17 protein-coding genes and 1 pseudogene are annotated in these 21,599 nt (G+C 39.8%); 10 read left to right on the top strand and 8 right to left on the bottom strand.

The window, feature by feature from the left end:
* Window positions 1–7 precede the first annotated feature (7 nt).
* Window positions 8–343 carry a 5-carboxymethyl-2-hydroxymuconate Delta-isomerase gene (locus tag ACT3S9_RS13420; RefSeq protein WP_441834205.1) on the top strand — a complete coding sequence of 112 codons (336 nt, stop codon included), beginning with the start codon at window positions 8–10 and terminating at the stop codon, window positions 341–343.
* Here the strand turns inward: ACT3S9_RS13420 and ACT3S9_RS13425 are convergent.
* Window positions 340–2,460, bottom strand: a complete 2,121-nt coding sequence (locus tag ACT3S9_RS13425; protein WP_444750988.1) for a winged helix-turn-helix domain-containing protein — start codon at window positions 2,458–2,460, stop codon at window positions 340–342. The genes ACT3S9_RS13420 and ACT3S9_RS13425 overlap by 4 nt on opposite strands.
* A gap of 348 nt (window positions 2,461–2,808) precedes the next feature.
* Between ACT3S9_RS13425 and ACT3S9_RS13430 the strand changes: the two genes are divergently transcribed.
* Window positions 2,809–5,835 carry a TonB-dependent receptor domain-containing protein gene (locus ACT3S9_RS13430; RefSeq protein ID WP_441834207.1) on the top strand — a complete coding sequence of 1,009 codons (3,027 nt, stop codon included), beginning with the start codon at window positions 2,809–2,811 and terminating at the stop codon, window positions 5,833–5,835.
* 101 nt (window positions 5,836–5,936) lie between these two features.
* Here the strand turns inward: ACT3S9_RS13430 and zapE are convergent, their stop codons facing one another.
* Complete coding sequence (gene zapE, locus ACT3S9_RS13435) at window positions 5,937–7,046, bottom strand: cell division protein ZapE (protein WP_441834208.1); 1,110 nt, start codon at window positions 7,044–7,046, stop codon at window positions 5,937–5,939.
* A 368-nt stretch (window positions 7,047–7,414) separates the two neighbouring features.
* On the opposite strand from zapE, the gene rsuA reads away from it, so the two are divergent.
* Window positions 7,415–8,113 (top strand): 16S rRNA pseudouridine(516) synthase RsuA, encoded by a 699-nt coding sequence (rsuA, locus tag ACT3S9_RS13440; RefSeq protein WP_441834209.1) that lies wholly within the window; start codon window positions 7,415–7,417, stop codon window positions 8,111–8,113.
* Between the two features lie 63 nt (window positions 8,114–8,176).
* Here rsuA and ACT3S9_RS13445 read toward each other — a convergent pair whose 3' ends face one another.
* Both ACT3S9_RS13445 and ACT3S9_RS13450 read right to left on the bottom strand, forming a co-directional pair.
* Window positions 8,177–8,959, bottom strand: coding sequence for a YggN family protein (locus ACT3S9_RS13445; RefSeq protein WP_441834210.1), 783 nt, complete (start codon window positions 8,957–8,959; stop codon window positions 8,177–8,179).
* Window positions 8,960–9,103: 144 nt separating this feature from the next.
* Window positions 9,104–11,533: a zinc-dependent metalloprotease gene (locus ACT3S9_RS13450; protein WP_441834211.1), complete on the bottom strand. Its 2,430-nt coding sequence runs from the start codon at window positions 11,531–11,533 to the stop codon at window positions 9,104–9,106.
* A gap of 160 nt (window positions 11,534–11,693) precedes the next feature.
* Here ACT3S9_RS13450 and ACT3S9_RS13455 point away from each other — a divergent pair, with 160 nt between their 5' ends.
* Entirely contained in the window at window positions 11,694–12,662 is a 969-nt protein-coding gene (locus ACT3S9_RS13455; RefSeq protein WP_444750989.1) for a class 1 fructose-bisphosphatase, read from the top strand.
* Window positions 12,663–12,817: 155 nt separating this feature from the next.
* On the opposite strand, the gene ACT3S9_RS13460 is transcribed toward ACT3S9_RS13455, so the two are convergent.
* A complete protein-coding gene (locus ACT3S9_RS13460) occupies window positions 12,818–13,144 on the bottom strand; it encodes a hypothetical protein (RefSeq protein ID WP_441834213.1) in 327 nt (108 codons plus the stop codon).
* Between the two features lie 59 nt (window positions 13,145–13,203).
* On the opposite strand from ACT3S9_RS13460, the gene ACT3S9_RS13465 reads away from it, so the two are divergent.
* Both ACT3S9_RS13465 and ACT3S9_RS13470 read left to right on the top strand, forming a co-directional pair.
* Window positions 13,204–13,536, top strand: a complete 333-nt coding sequence (locus ACT3S9_RS13465; RefSeq protein ID WP_444750990.1) for a DUF5522 domain-containing protein — start codon at window positions 13,204–13,206, stop codon at window positions 13,534–13,536.
* An 83-nt stretch (window positions 13,537–13,619) separates the two neighbouring features.
* Window positions 13,620–14,588: an IS30 family transposase gene (locus ACT3S9_RS13470; RefSeq protein WP_086959932.1), complete on the top strand. Its 969-nt coding sequence runs from the start codon at window positions 13,620–13,622 to the stop codon at window positions 14,586–14,588.
* Window positions 14,589–14,643: 55 nt separating this feature from the next.
* Here the strand turns inward: ACT3S9_RS13470 and ACT3S9_RS13475 are convergent, their stop codons facing one another.
* The gene (locus ACT3S9_RS13475; protein WP_441834215.1) at window positions 14,644–15,492 is read right to left on the bottom strand and encodes a sulfurtransferase; all 849 of its coding nucleotides are present in this window, start codon (window positions 15,490–15,492) and stop codon (window positions 14,644–14,646) included.
* Window positions 15,493–15,724: 232 nt separating this feature from the next.
* On the opposite strand from ACT3S9_RS13475, the gene ACT3S9_RS13480 reads away from it, so the two are divergent.
* Window positions 15,725–16,729, top strand: a complete 1,005-nt coding sequence (locus ACT3S9_RS13480; protein WP_441834216.1) for a glycosyltransferase family 9 protein — start codon at window positions 15,725–15,727, stop codon at window positions 16,727–16,729.
* A gap of 48 nt (window positions 16,730–16,777) precedes the next feature.
* On the opposite strand, the pseudogene ACT3S9_RS13485 reads toward ACT3S9_RS13480, so the two are convergent.
* Window positions 16,778–17,100, bottom strand: a pseudogene (locus tag ACT3S9_RS13485) (group I truncated hemoglobin).
* A gap of 122 nt (window positions 17,101–17,222) precedes the next feature.
* The gene (locus ACT3S9_RS13490) at window positions 17,223–18,326 is read right to left on the bottom strand and encodes a phosphoribosylaminoimidazolesuccinocarboxamide synthase (RefSeq protein ID WP_441834217.1); all 1,104 of its coding nucleotides are present in this window, start codon (window positions 18,324–18,326) and stop codon (window positions 17,223–17,225) included.
* Window positions 18,327–18,541: 215 nt separating this feature from the next.
* Between ACT3S9_RS13490 and ACT3S9_RS13495 the strand changes: the two genes are divergently transcribed.
* From ACT3S9_RS13495 to ACT3S9_RS13505, 3 genes are read left to right on the top strand one after another with little or no spacing between them, the layout of a single operon-like run.
* Entirely contained in the window at window positions 18,542–19,615 is a 1,074-nt protein-coding gene (locus tag ACT3S9_RS13495) for a CDP-glycerol glycerophosphotransferase family protein (protein ID WP_441834218.1), read from the top strand.
* Between the two features lie 16 nt (window positions 19,616–19,631).
* Window positions 19,632–20,333 carry an ABC transporter ATP-binding protein gene (locus ACT3S9_RS13500; RefSeq protein ID WP_441834219.1) on the top strand — a complete coding sequence of 234 codons (702 nt, stop codon included), beginning with the start codon at window positions 19,632–19,634 and terminating at the stop codon, window positions 20,331–20,333.
* Window positions 20,320–21,594, top strand: a complete 1,275-nt coding sequence (locus ACT3S9_RS13505; protein ID WP_441834220.1) for an ABC transporter permease — start codon at window positions 20,320–20,322, stop codon at window positions 21,592–21,594. Before ACT3S9_RS13500 ends, ACT3S9_RS13505 begins: the two co-directional genes overlap by 14 nt.
* Window positions 21,595–21,599 lie beyond the last annotated feature (5 nt).

Below are 21,599 nucleotides of genomic sequence, written 5' to 3' on the forward strand. Positions count from 1 at the left end.
GTTTACGATGCCACATATAATTATTGAGCACTCTGAAGATTTACCAGTACTGCCACAAGTACTGGTCGAAAAAATTCACAAAACCGCTTACGACAGTGGTTTATTTGAACTCCATACAATCAAAACGCGAGCAATTGCGTACCAACAGTACCTTTTAGGTGAAGGTAAAGGGAAAAGCGGTTTTATACATATCGCAGCCCACATTATGGCAGGACGTAGTATTGAGCAAAAGCAATTGCTCAGTGAAGAGCTCCTAACCTGTCTAAAAACATATTGCCGTGAATCTGATAGCTTAAGCGTGAATATTCAAGATGTTGACCACGAAATTTATCGTAAGTGCTAAAACGGTAAATATTGCGCTTTAATACGCTTAATATCTATTTGCGGCGACTTATATGAAGTGAACACTAACCAGTGTTTGTCTGCAATATAAGTTAGCCCTGACGAGCGACTAAAAGCACGCTCTGGTAAGCGAATCGCATCATGATGTATTTGCTTATCAATATCATAATAACTCAATCTATAATCATCTGCTTTAACATTAAAATAGTAAATACGTGCTGTGGTCGTACTATCTTCTTGTGCAAAATGCCAGGCAAAATTGTTTGATAAGTTAATGTTATCAACCAATAATTGCTCCTTCATACTACCCGCAGGCTTTATCCATAACTGAGTATTTTCTTGATTGGCAAAAATAATATCGCCAGCTGTATTTTCATAACCATACATAGCTTTGCTATCAAGAGCTTGTGTCACTTGGCCATTATTTAAATCAATACGAAACAAGTTACTCCCATTTGAAATCAAGATACTTTGATTATCATGACTCCATGCAGGCTTACCATGATAAGTTAATTGCGTATCTACTTTTTTGATCTGCTCTTGAAGGGTGTCATAAAAATATAAGCCATTTTCGCCTGACTTAAACAAAGTAAACGCAATAAAGCGACCATCATAAGACCAAACAGGGTTATAAATACTGCCCTCTAGCTGGGTTAGCTGTACACGCTCTGTGCCGTCTAAGCTGGCACGCCAAAGCTCTGTAAAGCCAGATTCGTTTGAGGTATAAGCCAGTTGCTTGGTGACTTCACTGTAATCTGAAAAACGAGAGCTAAAGTGCGATGACATAATAGGAAAAGGCGAGCTGGCCACATCGTCACCGATAGCAACACGCATCAAAGCAGAATCTATTTGCCATTGATGAAAATACAAACTGCCGTCACTTGCAAACTCCGGAAAGCTCAATCCTTCTATATCAGCGTTAGTAAGCTTATCGGTAGTTAAGTCATAAAAATAACCATGACGCTGGCCTTGTTTAATCCCCGAAAACACCAGCATTGGCTTGCTTGGATGCCAATCAACCCCACGAATATCGACAAAGCCATTGGTGATCTGAGTAGCCTTGGCGGTTTTTATATCAAGAATAAATAGCTCTTCGTGGCCTGTTGGTAAATTACGTGAAACCACTAATTGCTCACCTGTAGGAGAAAAAGCCACTGATTCATCATAAAAATTACATGCTTGGCAAGCAACCTCCGTGACGGAATGATCATTAAGATTTATTATTTTAAGCTGGGCAAAATTATTTATTTGTTGGCCGTTATCAGCACTACTTCTAGGTCCTAAAAAAACTAACTTATCACCTTGGTTAGTTATATCGAGGTCGCTACTTAACGATTCAATACACTTAGCCAGTTTGGTTATTTTACCGCTACTAATCACTTGCTCAACCAGTTGACACTCACCACTGGATTGATATTGATAATAATAAATCGACTGCGCGTCATGGCTAAACACGACTCGCCCTTCAATTGCTTGGTTATCAGTAAGCGCAATAGATGCTTTATTGGGTGATAATAAATCATGTAAGTAAAGGTTACTTTGGCTCCCTAATCGCCGCCATGAGTAAGCTAAGTAATGGTTATCTTTCGATATGGTCGGAAACAGCTCACGCCCGGGACTGCTAGTAATGGTTTCAACATGTTCACTAAGGGATTTTTTATTTATGGGGGAATTGTCCAGTGACATACTCGTAATAACAGCGCTTATCAATGCGAGAGTTACGGCTAATATTAAAAACCAATAACGCTTAAATATCCCGTTATTAACAGGCACAGCTTCATATTGATCATTACTTACATAGTGAGGGAGCTGCGCTAATCGATAACCAGTTTTGCGCAAAGTATCAATATAATCATTATCTGGATCAAGCTCTTTAAAGGCTTTGCGTACATGCCAAATGCCATTCGTTAGGGCTTTTTCACCCACAAAATGATTGCCATCCCAAACGTTATTTATTAACTCTTCACGCGTGACAATCTCTGGGTAGCGAGAGGCTAGAAAACCAAGCAGCTCAATAAATTTAGGTTGCAACACGCGCTCATCACCATTACACGTCAGCGTGTTTTCAAGCACATTAACTTGACATATTCCAACTGAAAATGGCTGTTCAATACTCATAAATAACGTGTTTACACCTTAAATTTAGACATCTAGAAGGATAACCTTTATTTGCTAAGAAAAGCAAAGTAACGCGATAAGCTACATGAACACAATTTAACATACTTGTAAAAAATTATCACAACCGTCTGATTATAAAATAATAGATATTTAATAGATATAGAATAGGGATATAAACGAGACGTCATTCATTGTGTTTTATTTCACAATTACTTACAACTAATTTCGACAAACCCCATCAGCTAAAGCATTGGTCGTAGTACTTTGAACTGCCCGTCAAAGTGACCAATGTTTTAGCTTTATAAAAATAAAACATAACAACTAATAAACAATAAATAGGGAAACTGCATGATCCAGTTATCAACAAATAAGTGTGCATTAGCACTCGCAATCACAGCATGCTTTTCAAGCCAAGCCATTGCTAATAATGCTGAAATTGAACGCCAAGCCACTGCATCAAAACATAGCACTGCAGAAGCAAAACTAGAAATACCAGAAAAAATAACGGTTACAGGTTCACGTATTAAACGTGATAGCTTTTCTGTCGCCACACCGCTGGTAACCATGGATCGTTCTGCTATTCAAGATACTGGCTTAGGTAACTTATCAGATGTATTAATCGATAACATGCCAGCACTGAGCCAGAGTATCGGTAATACCACCAGCCAATCGAGTATTTCAGGCACTGGGCTTTCAACAGTGCAATTACGTGACTTAGGTGCTAATCGTACATTAACACTCATTGATGGCCGTCGCGTTGTGTCTAATAGCTACGGCGGTAATTACGTTAGTTTAAATACTATTCCTAGCGGTATGGTTGAGCGCGTTGAAATAATTAGTGGCGGAGCCTCTGCTACATATGGCGCTGATGCGGTTGCTGGTGTGGTTAATATAATTACCCAGTCAAAAAAAGAAGGCTTAGATTTTCAAGCCCGAGGCGGTCAAACCACAGAGGGCGGCGGCAAAGAATTTACGCTTGATTTAAATTACGGTACATCATTTGGCGATGACCGTGGTTACGTCTTTTTTAGCTCAAACTGGGATCGCGACTTTGGCATGACCTTCTATGACCGCGACCGCGCGCAAATAGAAGCATCGCACAGCTATGATGATGAGCTGATGTGTAACCAAATGAATACCGCAACCGGTTATCAATGCATGAGGGATATCAGCCAAGCTGATTGGATGAGCAAAAGCGACGGTACCTTAGGCGGTGTATTTTTAGAAAACAGTAAAAATGACACTCAATTTTGGTACGACGGCCAAACACTCCGTGATGACTGGAAAGGCAACGAAGAGGTTTACGGGATCAACTCAAGTAAATATGTAATGCTTGATGTACCCAGCGATAATTTATCTACTGCAGTAAAAATCGATTACGATTTGACTGACGATATCATGGCTTATGGCCAAATTCAGTACAGCAAAAGTGGCTCGTTCAATAGTAAATCTCCTGAAGACGAGTATGAAGGTGCTGCTGTTCCTCGCTATGACGCTGTAACAGGCGATCCAGTTGCCGATATTGCACCCGGTTATATCCCAATTGATAACCCGTATGTACCGCAACAAATTATTGATAGTAACCCGTATAAAGACCGTATTTATTGGGACCGTCGCTTTGGCGAGGTAGGTAATATTAGTACTGATAATGACCGTACAACAATTCGTACTTGGGCAGGCCTGCAAGGCACAATGTTTGACCATGAGTGGGATTGGGATGTATCAGCAGGCTATGGCCAGTTTAAGCAACACCAAGTGCGTAATAACGAATTAAACACGGTACGTGTAAATCAAGCGTTGCAGGCAGAGCAATTAGCAGATGGAACCATTCAGTGTATTGATGCTGACGCTCGCGCACAAGGTTGCGTTCCGCTAAATCTATTTGGTGAGGGTTCTATTACACCAGACATGGCTGATTGGATCCGTACGAATCCGATTATTGATACTAAGATTCAACAATACACCTTAATGGGCTATATCACCGGCGACTTATTTGAATTACCAGCGGGCAATGTATCTGCCGTATTTGGTGGTGAATATCGTAAAGACTCGCAAAGTTTAGATACGAGTGAAGACATGAAAGTCGGCGGGATCACATTTAACGTTGTACCCTCTTTTGATGGTGAAGTAGAAGTCTACGAAGCCTTCGCAGAGCTGGCAGTTCCACTTTTACAAGATGCGCCGCTAGCAAAAAGCTTATCAGCTGAAACCTCTTTACGTTTAGCTAATTACAGTATGGAAAACGTCAATACTGTAGCCAGCTATAAACTCGGTTTATTATGGCAACCCGTTGATGGTTATATGGTACGTGCTAACTATGCACGTGCTCAGCGTGCACCAACTATCACCGAATTAATGTCGCCACCACGTGGCGATTTTGACTCATATGATGATATTTGTGATGGTTTAACGGCTACATCAACTAAACCTGGCCATGCTAATTGCCGCCTAGAGCCAACGCTTGCGAATCAGCTTGCTGAAAACCCTGATTTTGAGTTTGAAAGTGAAGACAACAACTACTCACCCGGCACTGGTAACCCTAACTTAAAAGAAGAAACCGCTGATACTTACACCTTTGGCGTAACATTAGCACCTGAATTTTTAGGTGGTTTTAACCTTGCTATTGATTACTACGACATTGCCATCGTTGATGCAATTGACGAGATCAGTAACGAAAATATTATGTCCGAGTGTTATGACTCAGAAGCTGCATGGGGCGATGATAATGAGTTTTGTAATGACATTACCCGAAATAGCGAAGGTAATATTATTAAAATTCTACAACGCGAATATAACTTAGATGAACTCACTGCACGCGGTTATGACGTAGTCGCAACCTATAAGGTTGATATTGGCAACTACGGTAATATTTCACTTAAAGCTGATTACAACCACGTCATTGAAAATTCACAAACGTATGAAGGCTTAGACGGCAAAGATGTCACCACACAGTATGCAGGTTATGGTCGTACGAAAGATAAAGCCGCCATGTCATTAGTATGGAGTATGGATGATATTCGTATTCGTTGGCGTACAAACTACTTAGGCTCATTTAAAGCTGATCAACAAGATGAGGAAGATTACTTAGATGCTATAGCAGCAAACGACGAACGCTGTGCAGCAAGTGAAGCTTCCTGTGTTGCAAACCCCGAGCCGCTAAAGTATCAAGACTATGGTTCATACCTAAAACATAGCTTATCTGCTTCTTACACCATGGCGTTAACAAGCCAGAGTGACTTACGTATATTTGCTGGCGTTAATAATATTTTTGATAATAAAGGCGCATTCTACCCAGGTGGGCGTGGTAACTACTACACCGAATATGGCGGTGGCGCTGGGCGCTATGTGTACTTAGGTGCGCAATATAGCTTTTAACTAATTCATTAAATAAGCCAAGGCTTATTTAATGTTCCAACTAGGTTGTTATCAAAGGCATGTCTTGCAAGAGCATGCCTTTTATCTTTTTTAACTGCTAGCTACCAGCTTTGCATTTCAACTAACCGCGACTCAGTACGACGATATTCAAACGCCAAACGTTTACCTTGATACAGCATTGCTATATCCACGTCAGCGCTAATAACCACTAATTTTCCACGGTCGTAAAACTCATCAATTAAGGCAATAAAACGCCTTGCTTCATCATCTAACTGATGCTCTTGTAAGTCTTGCTTTTCACGCTGATAACTATCTTCAATACCATGCACTATTTGTTTACCCGTGGCATTTCTCCCCATAACTGGCACGTTAATTATGTATAAGCGGCTAAAGTGCTTAGCTAAATAAATGTAGTCACGGGTACTGCGTGCGCCAGAGCAAAGCGCCATAAAATCAAACATAATAGCTTTTTTACTTTGTTGCATAATTGGCACTTGCCGATTACAAATTGTGATACTGCCATTACTTTTATCAGCGGGAGTAAATGCATTAAAGTGCGCGGTTAATAATGCTGGCTCAGCCTTTATAAAGTAATAGTTATGATATTTGCCAAAGCGAAAACGATGATCAACCTGCCCCGCAACATTAAGCACCTTGCAATGTTGATTAATCAAATCGATAGTGGGTAAAAAACGCACTCGCTGTAAACCATTATAATATAGTGCAGCAGGTGCGCAATTTGACGTAGCAACCAACACAATTTTCTTAGCAAACAATGCCTTAAAAAGTCCAGCCATTAACATCGCATCTGCTATATCAGAGACAAAAAACTCATCAAAGCAAATTAACCGAGTTTGCGTTGACCATTCTTTAGCGATGAGCTCTAGCGGGTTTTTAATACCTTGCAGTTCATTTAAGCGCTGATGTACTTTAACCATAAAATGATGGAAGTGTAGTCGTGTTTTTTGTGTAACTGTAACCTGCTCATAAAACACATCCATCAGCATCGACTTACCACGCCCCACTGGGCCATATAAATATACGCCAGGTATGAAAGGCTTCCTTTGCCACCATTTATGTGGGGTTTGTAATTGCCCTGCCAGTTCATCAAGCGCTTTAACAGCGGCAAGTTGAGCTTGATCTGGCTGTAATTTACCAGCTGCAATTTGCGTTTGGTAAAACGCATCTATAGGCCCACAGACTGTTGTCATAATTTGTCGCTATTTTATAAAAACTAAAGCATTGTAGCGGACTAAAAATGCGACCCCAATAAAAAAGCAAACGTTTTTAGTCGACTCTGTTCAACTAAGCCATTATTTACCTTGTTTATAAATAGACCCCTCTCTAGCTGAATATTAAAGAGTTGGTTAAAGCATAGCTCAGGAATAAAGAATTAAATTATCTTCCTTTATCACTGCTGTACTTTAGCTGATAAACAATAATAACCAAAACTAACAACCTCATCCCAATGCAATTTAATGAGTAAAGTAACAAATAAAGACTTATTGGCATCGCTATTATGGTTTATCACTATCGTTTATAATTACTGGTATTGTTGTCGATTAAAGAAGTAAATCAAATGAAATTCCCTTGCCGCTTAGATAAATTTATCAGCCATTTAGCAGAAACAACACGCACCCAAACCCGCGCAGGAATAAAGCGAAAAGCAGCCACCATCAACGGAGAAGTAGCCACTAGATTTGATCAACCAGTAACCCAAAATGACACTGTCGTATGGCAAGGTGAAACGCTCAGGTATTTAGGTAAACGCTATTTTATGCTTAATAAGCCGGTGGGCTATGTTTGCGCCAACAAAGATAACCTACACCCAACAGTATTCGACTTGCTTGATGAACCCAATTTAAGTGACTTTCATGTTGCTGGGCGACTTGATATTGACACCACGGGTTTGGTACTTATTACTAATGATGGTGATTGGTCCCATCGAATTACCTCACCGAAGCATAATAAGCTTAAAACATATTTACTTGAAGTTGCTGAGCCACTAACAACAGAAGCTGCTGAGTTATTACGTGATGGTGTACAATTACATAACGAAAAAGAACTAACCAAGCCAGCTATTGTTGAGCCAATTGAAAGCTATAGTTTACGGTTGTCTATTTGCGAAGGAAAATACCATCAAGTAAAGCGCATGCTTGCTGCCGTTGATAATAAAGTAGTTGAATTACACCGCGAGAAAATAGCCAATATTATCTTAGATGATAATTTAGCAGCGGGTGAATATCGTCAACTATCTACCAATGAAATCAATATCTGAACGCTTATATAGATGCAAAGAAACATGCCTTACATTTTTTAGTAAGACTGTTAGTAATAAGATTTAAGATTTGATTTCTACGAGGTCGAAATCGCTCATACTAGGAACAATAGCCTGTAGCTTAGATTCAGTGGCATCTAAGCTATTTAAGCACTCACAATACTCTGCAGCTTTAAGCTCTAATTGCTGAGCTTTTTTTTCTAGTGATTTATCAATTTCTTGAGTAATGATATCCATTCGTTGTCCCATATCATTGATACGGTCTTCAATATTACCTTCACGAGATTTAAACGCATCACCTAAAGACATTAATATAGCGCCTAATGAACCATGTACGGCTGAGTGAATTTTTTGGCTGATTTCTTTGGTAAAAAAATCATCTATTTTTGATAGCGACTGCGGAGCAATAAAAAAGAAGTCATCACCACGTTTAAATTTATCCATCAACGCACGTTCAACATATTGTAGCTGGGTTTTGAGTACTTCAGGCTCTTTATCAGACATTCCTTCAACCACTTGCTCTATAGCACTCAGCCCTAGGTTTACACCATCTGTAGCAAGATCAACAAGTTCTGGAACTGTGTCTCGAATACCTAAACTAAACTGCTCTACGACCTTACTTTCTTCAGGAGTTAAGTCAACCAATGAACCACGAATAAACAATTGATTATTATTGTTTATTTGTACCCGAGTTTGGCCTTTGTCGACGATACGAATAACATCATCAGTAATTATTAAGCCGTGGCTGAGTTCAACATCACATTGTTTTTTAGGAAGAACTGCTGCACTGGAAAAGCTTGCAAAGGCAATGGTCATCGCTAGCAACGAACGAGATAATAACACCATACACACCTCTGCAACTCTTAATTTGGGAGGCGCTTAGGTTATCAAAAAAACACTTTTATGCAAGAAAAACTGATTTTATGAACCAAGCACCATAGCCGCGACCTCACATCACGCTTAAGTGATCATAGCAAACCACACTTCCCTTTAAATAGGTGAACCCGGCGGAATAGGAAGCACTTTAAAGTTTTCAGGCCACTTGCCATTGTCTATAAATAACTGAACTTGATCTGCCAAATATTGCTTAAAGGCACTATCACCAACACTAATATCAGATAAAAACGATTCTTGCTGATAGTCTTGCACTAGTTTGCTAAGGTAATAACTAAGCTGTGCTTGGACTTCAGGCGCGAGTTTATTGCTGGCAACTAAATCAGCCATTTGCTTTGCTGTTAATAACTGTACTCGCTGAATCACTTTACCCGTCATCCCTGTTGATGACTTTTGCTCAAAGGTTTGGGTATAAAGCTGTTTAAGTAAACTGTCTAAGCTAAAAAATGCCTTACTACGTGCTTGTTGTTGAGCAAGACGATTCAAACGTTCAGGGTTTAATAATAACGATAAACTATGCTGCGCGGCCACTTCAGGCAGTGCCATAGCATCTAAAATAAGCCCAGTACGACCAACGATACTTTCCCGTGATTTTTTCTCGCCATACGCTTTAGGCGGAATGAGTGCCAATATTGACTCAGGCAAGACTAAATTCTCAGCGTGTAAAGTGGCAAGCAATGCATCCAATGCAGCTTGCTGGGTTTGCTTAACGACTACCTGCGCACCTTTTACGGGTTCCTCACCACGCATTTCATAATCATAGTCAACACCCGCAATTAACTTAACGGCGGCTTCGACCTGATAACGATGAAATAAATACAACGGCACTAGCATTTCTTCAAGCTGTGAAAGTGCAGTACCCGCTTTTATGTTATGTAAACCAAAACTAGCCAAGGCATGTTTACGCACTTCAAGCACACGCATTAATTCATCACTTGGAGAAGTGCCATTATCCCATAAATGGGCTGTTGGATGTGCTCCCCCCTGAGCGCGAGCATCACGATCTGAAATAAACTCCAAACCTTTACTTTTATTTTCAGCTAGAATGGCAGTCAGCTCGGCACTTTCATCTTGATTGGTGAAATCACTGTAACCATATTTGATTACTTGTGTATCCCACACACCCATACCATGCGCGTAACCTCGGCTTACATCAAGCTCATTGTTATCGTTATAACTAAGTAATGGGTGCGGGTAGTCCATCACGGAGGCTCTGTCGGCTACTGAGGCAGCAAAGTTATGAGCAATACCTAAGGTATGACCAATTTCGTGAGCACTTAACTGACGAATACGATCAAGCGCCATCGCTTGTAACCGTGTTGTTACTTCATCACCTTCAATATAGGGGGCTGCGAGCGCTTCAGCAATCAGAATATCTTGACGAACCCGAAGCGATCCTAACGTTACATGCCCTTTGATAATTTCACCCGTACGTGGATCAATCACTGATGATCCATAAGACCAACCACGCGTTGCACGATGCACCCATTGAATTACGTTATAACGGATATCCATCGGATCGGCATTATCTGGTAATACCTTAACTACAAAGGCATTTTTATAACCTGCCGCTGAAAATGCTTCATCCCACCATTTAGCGCCGTCTAATAACGCCGTTTTAACAGGCTCAGGTACACCGGGATCTAAATAATAAATAATCGGTTTAATTGGCTCGCTAATAGGTAAGCTTGGATCTTTTTTACTAAGTCGGTGACGCGGGATAGTGCGCACCAGCATTGATTCACTAAGCGGCGTAGCATAATCTTTATGCTCAATGCTCCAATAGCCTGATTGCGGGTGGAATTTACGCGGGGTATAATTATCATCAGGCAGTTCAATCAATGAATGGTGCTGATGTACAGTTAGTGCATAAGGGTCAGCACTTACCTGACGAATATATTTTCCAGGTTGTGAGCCTTTAAAAGTAAGTACCGCTTCAAGTTCGGTGTTTTTTACAAACGCTTTAGAACGATTCATTTCAACCGCGCTGCGGCTTTCATCTAAATTAAAGTTACCCTGTTTACGCGCCGCTAAGGTGCGGCTAACACCATGCACGTCACTTAATAAATAAGGTGTGTAATCAATTAACAAAGTATTTTCGCGCTCAGCAACCACTTTAAAACCTGCTAAAATACTCGATGCAAAAGCCTCTTTTATACTTTGTTGCTCGGATTTATTACTGGTGTTTGCGCGATAGTAAGTATTGAGGGCACGCAACATTACCTTATTGCCAAAGTGCTCAAACTGCACTAAATGTGTATCACCAAGCTGACCTCGATCAAGGCCTATATCGTTAGAGCCTACCCCATAAGGCAAGCTTTGTTGTAACAAAAAAGGTTGTTTTAGTTTATCTACCTGTAAATAAATTTTTCCGCTTTCAGTATCGTAATAAAATGAAAAGTAGCCTGGAAAATGATTCATTTGCTGAGTAAAATCATTTATGGACTTAATTGCTGCCTGCGCATGAGGTATCATAGTCAGTAGCACAGTGAAGAGCATGTAACGTATCAATGGTATTTTTTGCATAATCTTATCTTTGTTATTCGCGTTTTAAATACTTTGGAGTGTACCCAGTATAAGGGTTTTGATCCAAAATACAGCTATTTAAGATGAAATTCAGCGCTTGCTTTGGCATCACTCTCACACTTAAAAATGCCATTGCTATTAACGTTATCAGGAAAATAGAATGCGTAGACTTCCACCAGTATTACTTGAAGACGGTTGCCCAAGGGAACTTATCTCGTTGATCAGAACTATATTAGCGGCTTGTAAAGAAATTTCATTTCGGGTTGGCCAAGGTGCTCTTTCAGGTGCTTTAGGCTCAACACTCGATGAGAATATTCAAGGCGAAACACAAAAAAAACTAGATGTACTCACCAACCAACTACTTAAAGATATATTACTGGAATCAGGCTATGTAAAAGCGATTGCCTCTGAAGAAGAAGATTACACCGTAGCCGGTAACCCAGATGCAAATTATATAGTTGCCTTTGACCCATTAGATGGCTCGTCAAATACTGATATTGACTCATTAGTGGGCACTATTTTTTCAATAATGAAAGCGCCTGAAGGCTCAGATCCTACCGACCAAAGTATTTTTATGCAACCGGGTAAAGACCAAGTTGCCGCAGGTTATGTATTATATGGCCCATCAACCGTACTTGCGCTAAGCACAGGTAAGGGAACGCGTTTTTATACACTCGATAAAACTCACGGCAGCTTTTTATTAACGCAAGATTTTGCTCAAGTACCAGAGCAAACAAGCGAATATGCTATTAACGCCTCAAACCAGCGTCATTGGCAACCAGCTATGCAAAACTATATTAACGACTTAATTGCTGGCGATACAGGCCCACGCAAACGTAACTTTAATATGCGCTGGATAGCCGCCATGGTCGGCGACGTACACCGCGTGTTATGTCGTGGTGGTATTTTTACCTACCCTACCGACACTAAAGATCCAAACAAGCCTAATAAGCTACGCTTACTTTACGAGGCTAACCCAATGGCTATGCTAATAGAGCAAGCTGGCGGCATAGCCTCAACAGGCAAAGAGCGCATCATGGATATTGAGCCTGACGCCATCCACCAGCGCGTAGCCGTGATCTTAGGCTCAAAAGACGAAGTAGAAACGTGTTTGGGATATCATAAATAATAGGTTTTAGGGGCCAAGCTCTAGAAGCTAGATAAAAGGCTCTGAGAAAACCGGCCTCAGATAATACTTATACCGTAGGCGCGGCTTTATGCCGCGCTTTTTAGTTTCAGACATTTTAAGGTTAAGTTAGCTGCTATATTGCTATAACCTACCCCTTATTCACTTGCCAACAACTCAACCAACCTCGCGACTTTACTCTTATCAAGCTCCCCCATTTGCTCACTATTACTTAGCGCAAAAATAACACCTTCGACAGCACTATGGTCTATGTCGGTTCTTGATTCTATAACATTGGCCCACAACTCAAGGTCGTCTAAATCGATTTCGCCTTGAATACACCGATTGAGTAAATTTAAAACTGTTTCTAAGGTTAATGTATAATTTGTAGCTTCATCGGCGGTTGATGACACGATAATACCGATGGCCTCATCTTTATGTTCACCAAAGCTAGCAAACTCTGTTAATGCTTGTGCTCTGTTCATGTTTAATTATCTGTTATTCTATGGCTGAAAATTTATTTTTTAAATTGACCTAATATTGAATGACTATTTTAACCTGCTCACAATGCCAAGTCATACTTAGCTGTAATGCTGATAATATCACTGCATGCTGGTGTAATGAGCTACCCGCTATTTTACCACCTGATAACAAAGCAACTCGTTGCTTATGCCGAGGCTGTGCGCTGGATAAAATTAATCAGTTTTTAAATAACCTCTATCAACAACCATTAAAACAACAACTCGCTTTTGCTAGGCCTTTTTGTAATAACGAAAATTTAATCGAAAATCTCGATTATGAGATGCAAAATAACATGATGGTATTTACTCGCTGGTTCTTTTTAAAGCGCGGTAAGTGCTGTCAAAACAACTCCTAAATTCGGATAATAAGTGCAATTTCTCAGATTAGATGGCCAGCTGTTATAATTCGGCCATTTTCTCGCCAAAGGAAATTGCTTTAATGAAATATAAACAGCTGACACAAGAAGAAAGATACCAGATTTACGCGTTAATAAAAGCAGGAAATAACCAAAAGCAGATAGCTGAAGAACTAACTCGTTCACCGTCATCTATTTCTAGAGAGCTAAAACGCAATAAAGGACTTAAAGGCTATCGGCCTAACCAAGCCAATAACTTTGCTGAACAAAGACGTAAGTCATCTTTCAAAGCAAGTAAGTTAACAGAGGACGTCACTCACTGGATTAATAAATTGTTGCATGACGGACTTTCCCCTGAGCAAGTGGCAGGCCGCTTAGCTTTAGAGAAACAGGTCGTTTTACATCATGAAACAATTTATCAATATATTTACAGAGACAAGGCTCGTGGTGGCAAGCTACATAAGACACTCACTCGTGCATGTAAAAAGTATAAAAAACGCTATGGAAGCTATGATAAACGTGGACAGATAGTTAATCGAGTCAGCATTGATGAACGCCCAAGTATTGTGGATTCAAAGTCTAGGATTGGTGATTGGGAGGGCGATACAGTGATAGGTAAAGGGCGTAAAAATGCGCTTGTCACAATGGTTGAACGTAAAACGTTATATACAGTCGTTCACAGAATTGAAAGCAAGCATGCGAAAATAACAGCCGATGCGCTGATCACGTGTATGACACCATATAAAGGTAAGGTTATTACCGTGACGTTAGATAATGGAAAAGAGTTTGCTCACCATGAGCATGTTGCACAAAAATTAGAAGCTGATGTGTATTTCGCTCATCCCTATTCATCATGGGAGCGGGGCATAAATGAGAATACCAACGGCTTACTTAGACGCTTCTTCCCCAAGGGAACTGACTTTATGGCGCTAAGTGAAGCAGAGATACAGGCGGCAGTTGATAAGCTCAACCATCGGCCAAGAAAAACAAGAGGGTATAAAACCCCTCATGAATTATTTACGGGGCAATCAGAAGTTCTGGTGGCTGCATAATGATTGCACTTAATACTTGAATTCAAGACTGCAAGAACTGTCCTTTTCGAAAATATTAACTTCGCTTAGGACATACGCCCGTTTCAATAGGTAAATCAGAGCGGGCGCCCCATTCACTCCAAGAGCCATCATAAACGCTTAGCTCAGTATAGCCGCATTCATCTGCAAACAGCGCAAGAATACACGCAGTCACCCCGGAGCCACAGCTAAACTGTAACTTATTTTGCCCCTTTATACGCTTAGCAAACTCAGCTTTTATCTCTTTAATCGCCTTAGCTTCACCATTTTCAAGCAATGTAGTAAAAGGCAACGATACGCTGTGCGGAATATGACCACTGCGCATCCCTTCACGTGGCTCAGCCATTTCACCTGTAAAACGCTTATAGCCACGAGCATCAAATAGCAAAACATCGTCGTCATCAATACCATTAAACACCGCCGCGGCGTGAATGAAATGATCTGTTCGGGGTTTGGCGATAAAGTTACCTTTATGATGATGGCTATGGCTGTATTCAACTTGTGTGAAATAACCTAATGCCTGCCACTTGGCAAGACCGCCGCTAAGTACCTTAACATTGTCAAACCCCATCGCTTTAAACATCCACCAAGCGCGAGCAGAGCTAAACAAGCCTTGGTCTTCATAAATAATCACTAAAGAGTCATTGTTTACGCCCATCAACTGCATTTGCTCAGTAAATTGCTCAGCACTACACATCGTATGTGGCAGCAGGTTACTGCTATCGGCCAACTGTTTTTTTAAGTCAAAACGTTGAGCATTTGGTAATATAGCCTTGGGGTTATAATTACCCAGCTTACCGGGACGCACCATACCGGCATCAAAAATAACTAAATTATCATCATTAAGATGAGTGTTTAACCATTGGCAAGTAACTATATTTTTCATTATGGCTCTTTCCATCTTTGATATGCTCTCTAAAAAATTTACAGCTTATTAAATGGCTGTAAAGCTTGTAAGATAAATAAAAATAAGCATCAAGATCTTACTAACTTGTGTAAAATAGGCAATGATATAATTAATTGAAAAGTTCTATTATAATAGAGCTTTGATTTAGCTCCGCAAATTATAGCGATAAGTAAATACCTAGCATTTACAGTATATTAAGGGATCTCTTTAGATGCGCAAGAATAACCAATTAAATAACAGCCAAATAACAGGTAATATTTTAATAGTATTACCTACGTTTATAGGTGACGCTATAAATTGTACTCCCGCATTACAATTGATCGAAAAATTATACCCCAACCAAAAAATAATATTGCTTGTAAGGCCTCAATTTGTAGAGCTATTTGAACGTGATTTAAATTACTCGATCATACCTGACGAACGTTTCAAATCGTCTAATTCAGTTTCGATGTTGGCGCAGGCTAAGCAATTAAGAGCCGCGAATATCCAAATAGCCTTTATAATGCGTAACTCACTATCTGAAGCTATTTTATGCTTTTTAGCAAACATCAAATATCGCGTCGGTTATGCTAAAAATGGCCGTTCACCGTTGCTTACGCATAAACTAAAACTTAATAAAAATCATCATTATATTTATCGCTATTGTAGACTTGTAAATGAACTTCACGGTAATCCATTTTCAATAATGCCAAGTACATTATTGACTAAAGAAACAAGTAATTTAGTACTTAAACAAGAAAAAAAATCTATCGGGGTTTATTTTGGTGGTCAGAATAAAGGCCTTCGCCACTACCCTCACGATCTTGCATTAGAAAGTCTTGAAGAAGTAGCAAAAAACATCGATTGTACTTTTTACTTATTTGGCGATCCTAGTGAAAAAGAAGATGCATTATATATACATAATCAGCTAATAAACAAAAATATTGAGTCAACAATACTTGCAGGCAAAACATCAATTGCAGCCATGGTAGATGCAATTGCAGCAGTCGACTTGATGATTACTATTGATTCTGGTCCTATGCATATTGCAGCGGCATTTAATGTCCCTTTCGTAGCAGTGGTTGGACTCGGTACATCTCCTTGGAGTATCGTTGATCCAAAAATGATAAATAAAATAGCATTGGTAGCTAATGGTCAGCAACTGCTACAAAATGAAATTATAAAGGCAATAGAGCCCCGACAAATAGCTCAAGCAGTACAAACGCTACTAAATTAGTTAAATTTTAATTATCTCTGAGCGCAATGGCACCATTCTAGAGAGAATTTAATTTTGTAGCGAGTGATTAACGTTTTGCTCATCCATAGCAGCAATGAACAAGTCAACAACATGGCTAAAATCTCGCTCTGAAATGCACATGCCGGTGTGTATATCGACCATATTGTAACCTTTATATTTACATGGTTCATCGGTTAGTGCGCATAAGTGAGAAACAAACCCTTCGCGAAAATGGCTTATATCTGCATGCTCAAAAATGAATGTTCTGCTCATCATTACCAATTGGGTTAATAAAACTATCAACTAATCGCTCAAGGCCAACCAACACGTTGTTGATATAAATTAAGGTTATTAGCTGAGCGACATCCCAACTTTAGCTATGCTGTTAATCTAAAATTCAGTTAATTAAAAACTGGCTATAAATGTAAGGATAAAAGCCCAGTAACAATAAATTAAATTTAAGTAACTGCGCTTTTTTCATACTTTATAATTACTATTTGACGATTAAATCATATTCCTTGTCTAAAATAGCAATGACTTCACTGCGCGGATCTGTTGGAATCGAAATGTTTTGGCCAATAATTTTACTCGCAATACCAACATAAGTATTTGACACTTCGAGCATCACTGATTCAGGTAAGGCATAACTTTGCGCTAACTGCTCACGCTCATCCATACGGTCTTTATTAAGTAGTACATCGCTGTCTGATACGTTATTTATAAGCAATTGACGAAACCCTTCTTTAGAGTTCTCAATTATTTTACCATCTTGATAAGCCGCTTCATCCCAAATACGTGACGAATCCGGCGTACCCACTTCGTCGATATAAATAAGTTTATCCGTGCCATCAACACCTTCGACATAACCAAATTCAAATTTAGTATCAACAAATACTTGTCCAAGTTTTGCAAGTTCTTGGCTTATTAAGCCAAAACCTTCCACTAATAGCTTTTCGTATTTAGCCACATCATCTTCAGATTTAAAGTTAAATACACTTAAGTTATTAATAATATTTTCACGGGTAATATTTACATCATCAACCGGTGGGATCTCAGCAACCCCAGTAATAACCCCTTTAGTAGAAGGAGTAATTAAAACTTCATCCAGCTTTTGGTTGGCCGTTAAGCCTTCAGGTAAATCAATACCACAAAAATTACGAGTGCCTTTCGCGTAATCGCGCCACATGCTGCCAGTAATATACTGACGCGCAATAGCTTCTACTTTTACCGTACTGGCTTTACGTACAATCCATACATAAGGGTGTGGAATATCAACAATGTGATTACCTGCAAGACCTGCTTGATCAAATAGTTTAAACCAATGAGAAGCAACTGAGTTAAGTGCAATACCTTTACCCGGCACGCCATTTAGGCCATTTTCACCTTGCCAAATACAGTCAAACGCAGAGATGCGATCAGAAATCACCATTATCGCAAGCTCAGTGTCTTTAGGTACGTTGTAACCTTTGTCACTAATTAAGCGGGCACTATCTTCATCAGTTAACCAATAAACCGAACGTACTTTACCACTGTGTACTTCACCTTTAGTGCGGATGGGTAAATCATCGTTAACGTCTAAAACTTTATAGCTAGTCATGCTATCTCCGGATGTATGGCATGCGCTTGAAAAACGCAATATGGGATTGGGGTTATAGCTGCCTATAATAATCTAGACTCATCGAAAGCTCAATCTCTGGCCTGCTATACATCAGCACAGAAATAAAAAAGATAAAAAATATTAATTTTCAGGTAATTTTGCTGTCATAAACAATATACCGTTATAATAGCGGTCTCAATCATGGGAGGTAACACTTGGATTATTTAGCCGCGACTCAGCAAAAAAAATATTTAATGTACATTTCTCAAAATTATTCATTTGCGATTTTGCGCCCATTGCAGCATGAAATTTTAGCTCGTGGTGGCGAAGTAAAGTGGTTTTTGGAAGGCTGCAATGTGAATCCGCATTTTTTACACCCAGATGAAGCACAGCTAACTTCAGTTAATCAAATATGTCAGTGGCAACCTGATGTCGTTTTTATACCAGGAAATACCGTTCCAAACTTTATCCCAGGTAAAAAAGTAGCTGTTTTTCATGGTTTTAATTCTGGTAAAGTTAACCGAAGAGGTTTTGAGGATCACTTTAATATTAGAGGCTGTTTCGACCTTTATTGTACGCAGGGACCAAATACAACAGATAAGTTTAAGCGGTTAGCTAAGAAACATGGTTTTTTTGAAACTAAAGAGACCGGCTGGCCAACTTTAGACCCACTTTTTTCGCCAACCTTAAATAATCCTTATATTAATAGTTTAAACTCTCGAAAAACATTATTAATTTGTTCAACATTCTCTCGTAACTTATCCCTTGCACCAAAGCTTTACCAGCAAATAAAGCACTTTAGCGAGCAAGGTAAGTGGCGTATTTTGGTACAATTTCATCCAAAAATGCCGCAGTATTTAGTTGAACAATATAAAGCCCTCGAGAATGAAAATTTAACGTTTATTGAAACCGATAATGTACTGCCGTTACTACAAGCAGCAGACGTCATGCTATGCGACACATCATCAATTTTATTGATGTTTATTTTACAACGTAAGCCGGTGGTCACTTTTTGCAACCAAGACCCTGGTGAACATTTAATTGATGTTACTGACGCAGATAAACTCGAGGCCGCAATCGATTATGCATTAACTCACCCACACGATCTTATGAGTAAGATTGAACAGTTCTGCCAGCAGTTGCACCCATACCAAGACGGTTTATCGAGCCGGCGTGTACTTGCCGCTAGTAATGAATTATTATTTAACAATCTGCCACTTAAGCCAAAGCCTCTTAATTTAATTCGTAATTTTAAGATGCGTAAAAAATTAAGTTACTGGCGTTGGTAACACTGCATAGGTTCTCATGATCACACTTAACAATGTGCTTTTTAAATGGCACGCTCAACAAGTAAAACCAACTCTCTCAATTGATAGCTTACATATACGCCAAGGCGAGCATGTGTTTTTACACGGCCCCAGCGGTTCAGGTAAATCGACTGTACTATCATTACTTGCAGGTATTAATACGCCAACAGCGGGTGAAATAACCCTGCTTGACACCTCGATTCAAACACTTAGCCACGCTAAACGCGACGCTTTTCGTGCTGATCATTTAGGTTATATTTTTCAAAACTTTAACTTACTGCCTTATTTGTCACCAATTGAGAATGTCATGCTTGGCTGTCAATTTTCAGAAAAACGTAAGCAAACAGCGCTTGCCAGCAGTGCTCACTTAGACGTAGAAGCAAGCCGTTTACTTGATGCTCTAGGGCTTGAAAAACAGTTACAGCAGCAATCAGTGGCAGAGCTAAGCATTGGCCAGCAACAGCGAGTTGCTGCAGCACGTGCGTTTATTGGCAGCCCTGAAATAATTATTGCTGATGAGCCTACTTCAGCCCTTGATGCCGATAACCGAGAGGCCTTTATTAAATTATTATTCGCACAAGCAAAGGTAGCCAACAGCAGCTTAATTTTTGTTAGCCATGATAAATCGCTAGAAGCATTATTTACTCGTTCTATAAGCTTAGTAGAGTTACAAGGAGCCAACCCTCATGCTACTAACTAAACTAGCTTATAAAAGCTTACTAAATCGCCGTGCAAGCGCATTTCTAACCTTGTTTACTATTGCCATCAGCGTGATGTTACTGTTAAGTATTGAACGTGTCCGCGTTGATGCAAAGAGCAGCTTTAGCAATACGATTTCAGGCACCGACTTAATTGTTGGTGCACGCACGGGTGATATTCAATTATTGCTTTCGTCAGTGTTTCGTATCGGCCATGCTAACAACGGCCTCAGCTGGAAAAGTTATCAGTATATTAAGCGCCAGCGCGGAGTAAATTGGACCATTCCAATTTCTTTAGGTGATAGCCACAAAGGACAAGCAGTGCTTGGCACTTCCCCCGATTATTTTAGCCATTATCGTTTTGGTAAAAAGCAATTATTAAGTTTTTCTCAAGGCCAACCATTTACTCATATTGATGAGGTGGTGCTAGGCAGCGATGTAGCCAACTCACTTAATTATCAACTAGGTGATGAAATAGTTATTTCTCACGGCATGGGCAATACCAGTTTTCATCACCATGACGATAACCCATTTAAAATAGTGGGCATTTTAGATGCCACCGGCACCCCCGTGGATAAGACTCTGCATATTCCGCTTGCTGCCATTGAACTTATTCATGGTGGTAACTCACAAGGTAGCCACGATGATCACAGTCACGAACCAAGCCATGAACACGAACACGAACATCAACATGATTTAGTCGGTGAGCCAAAGCAAATTACAGCATTTTTAATGGGTTTTGATTCGCCTTTGTATACTTTGCAAGTACGTCGCAATATCAACCAATATAAAGACGAAGCACTACTGGCAATTATGCCTGGTGTAACATTACGTGAGCTTTGGGAAATGCTATCCATAGTAGAAAAAATATTGCTGCTGTTTTCTATTGTTGTGGTATTAGTTAGCTTGCTTGGCATGCTTACTACATTATTGGCAAGCCTTAATCAACGCCGCCGAGAGCTAGCAATTTTGCGTTCAGTGGGAGCGAGACCATGGCATGTTTTTTCATTGATCAGTATCGAGTCGCTACTTATCACCAGCCTTGGTTGCTTAGTCGGTGTTGGGCTGTTTTATTTGTTGATGGCATTTGCTGCTGGGTATTTGCAAAGTCAGGCCGGCATTACTATTACGATTACCATGCTCTCATACTATGAACTAACACTAATCGGCGCTATTATGGCGGCTGGTTTTATTGTTGGTTTAATACCCGCAACACGTGCTTATTTTTATTCATTAGCCGATGGCATGAGCATTAAAATTTAATAAGG

Source organism: Pseudoalteromonas sp. AOP31-A2-14, assembly GCF_052378035.1.
In the GTDB taxonomy this organism is placed as follows: domain Bacteria; phylum Pseudomonadota; class Gammaproteobacteria; order Enterobacterales; family Alteromonadaceae; genus Pseudoalteromonas.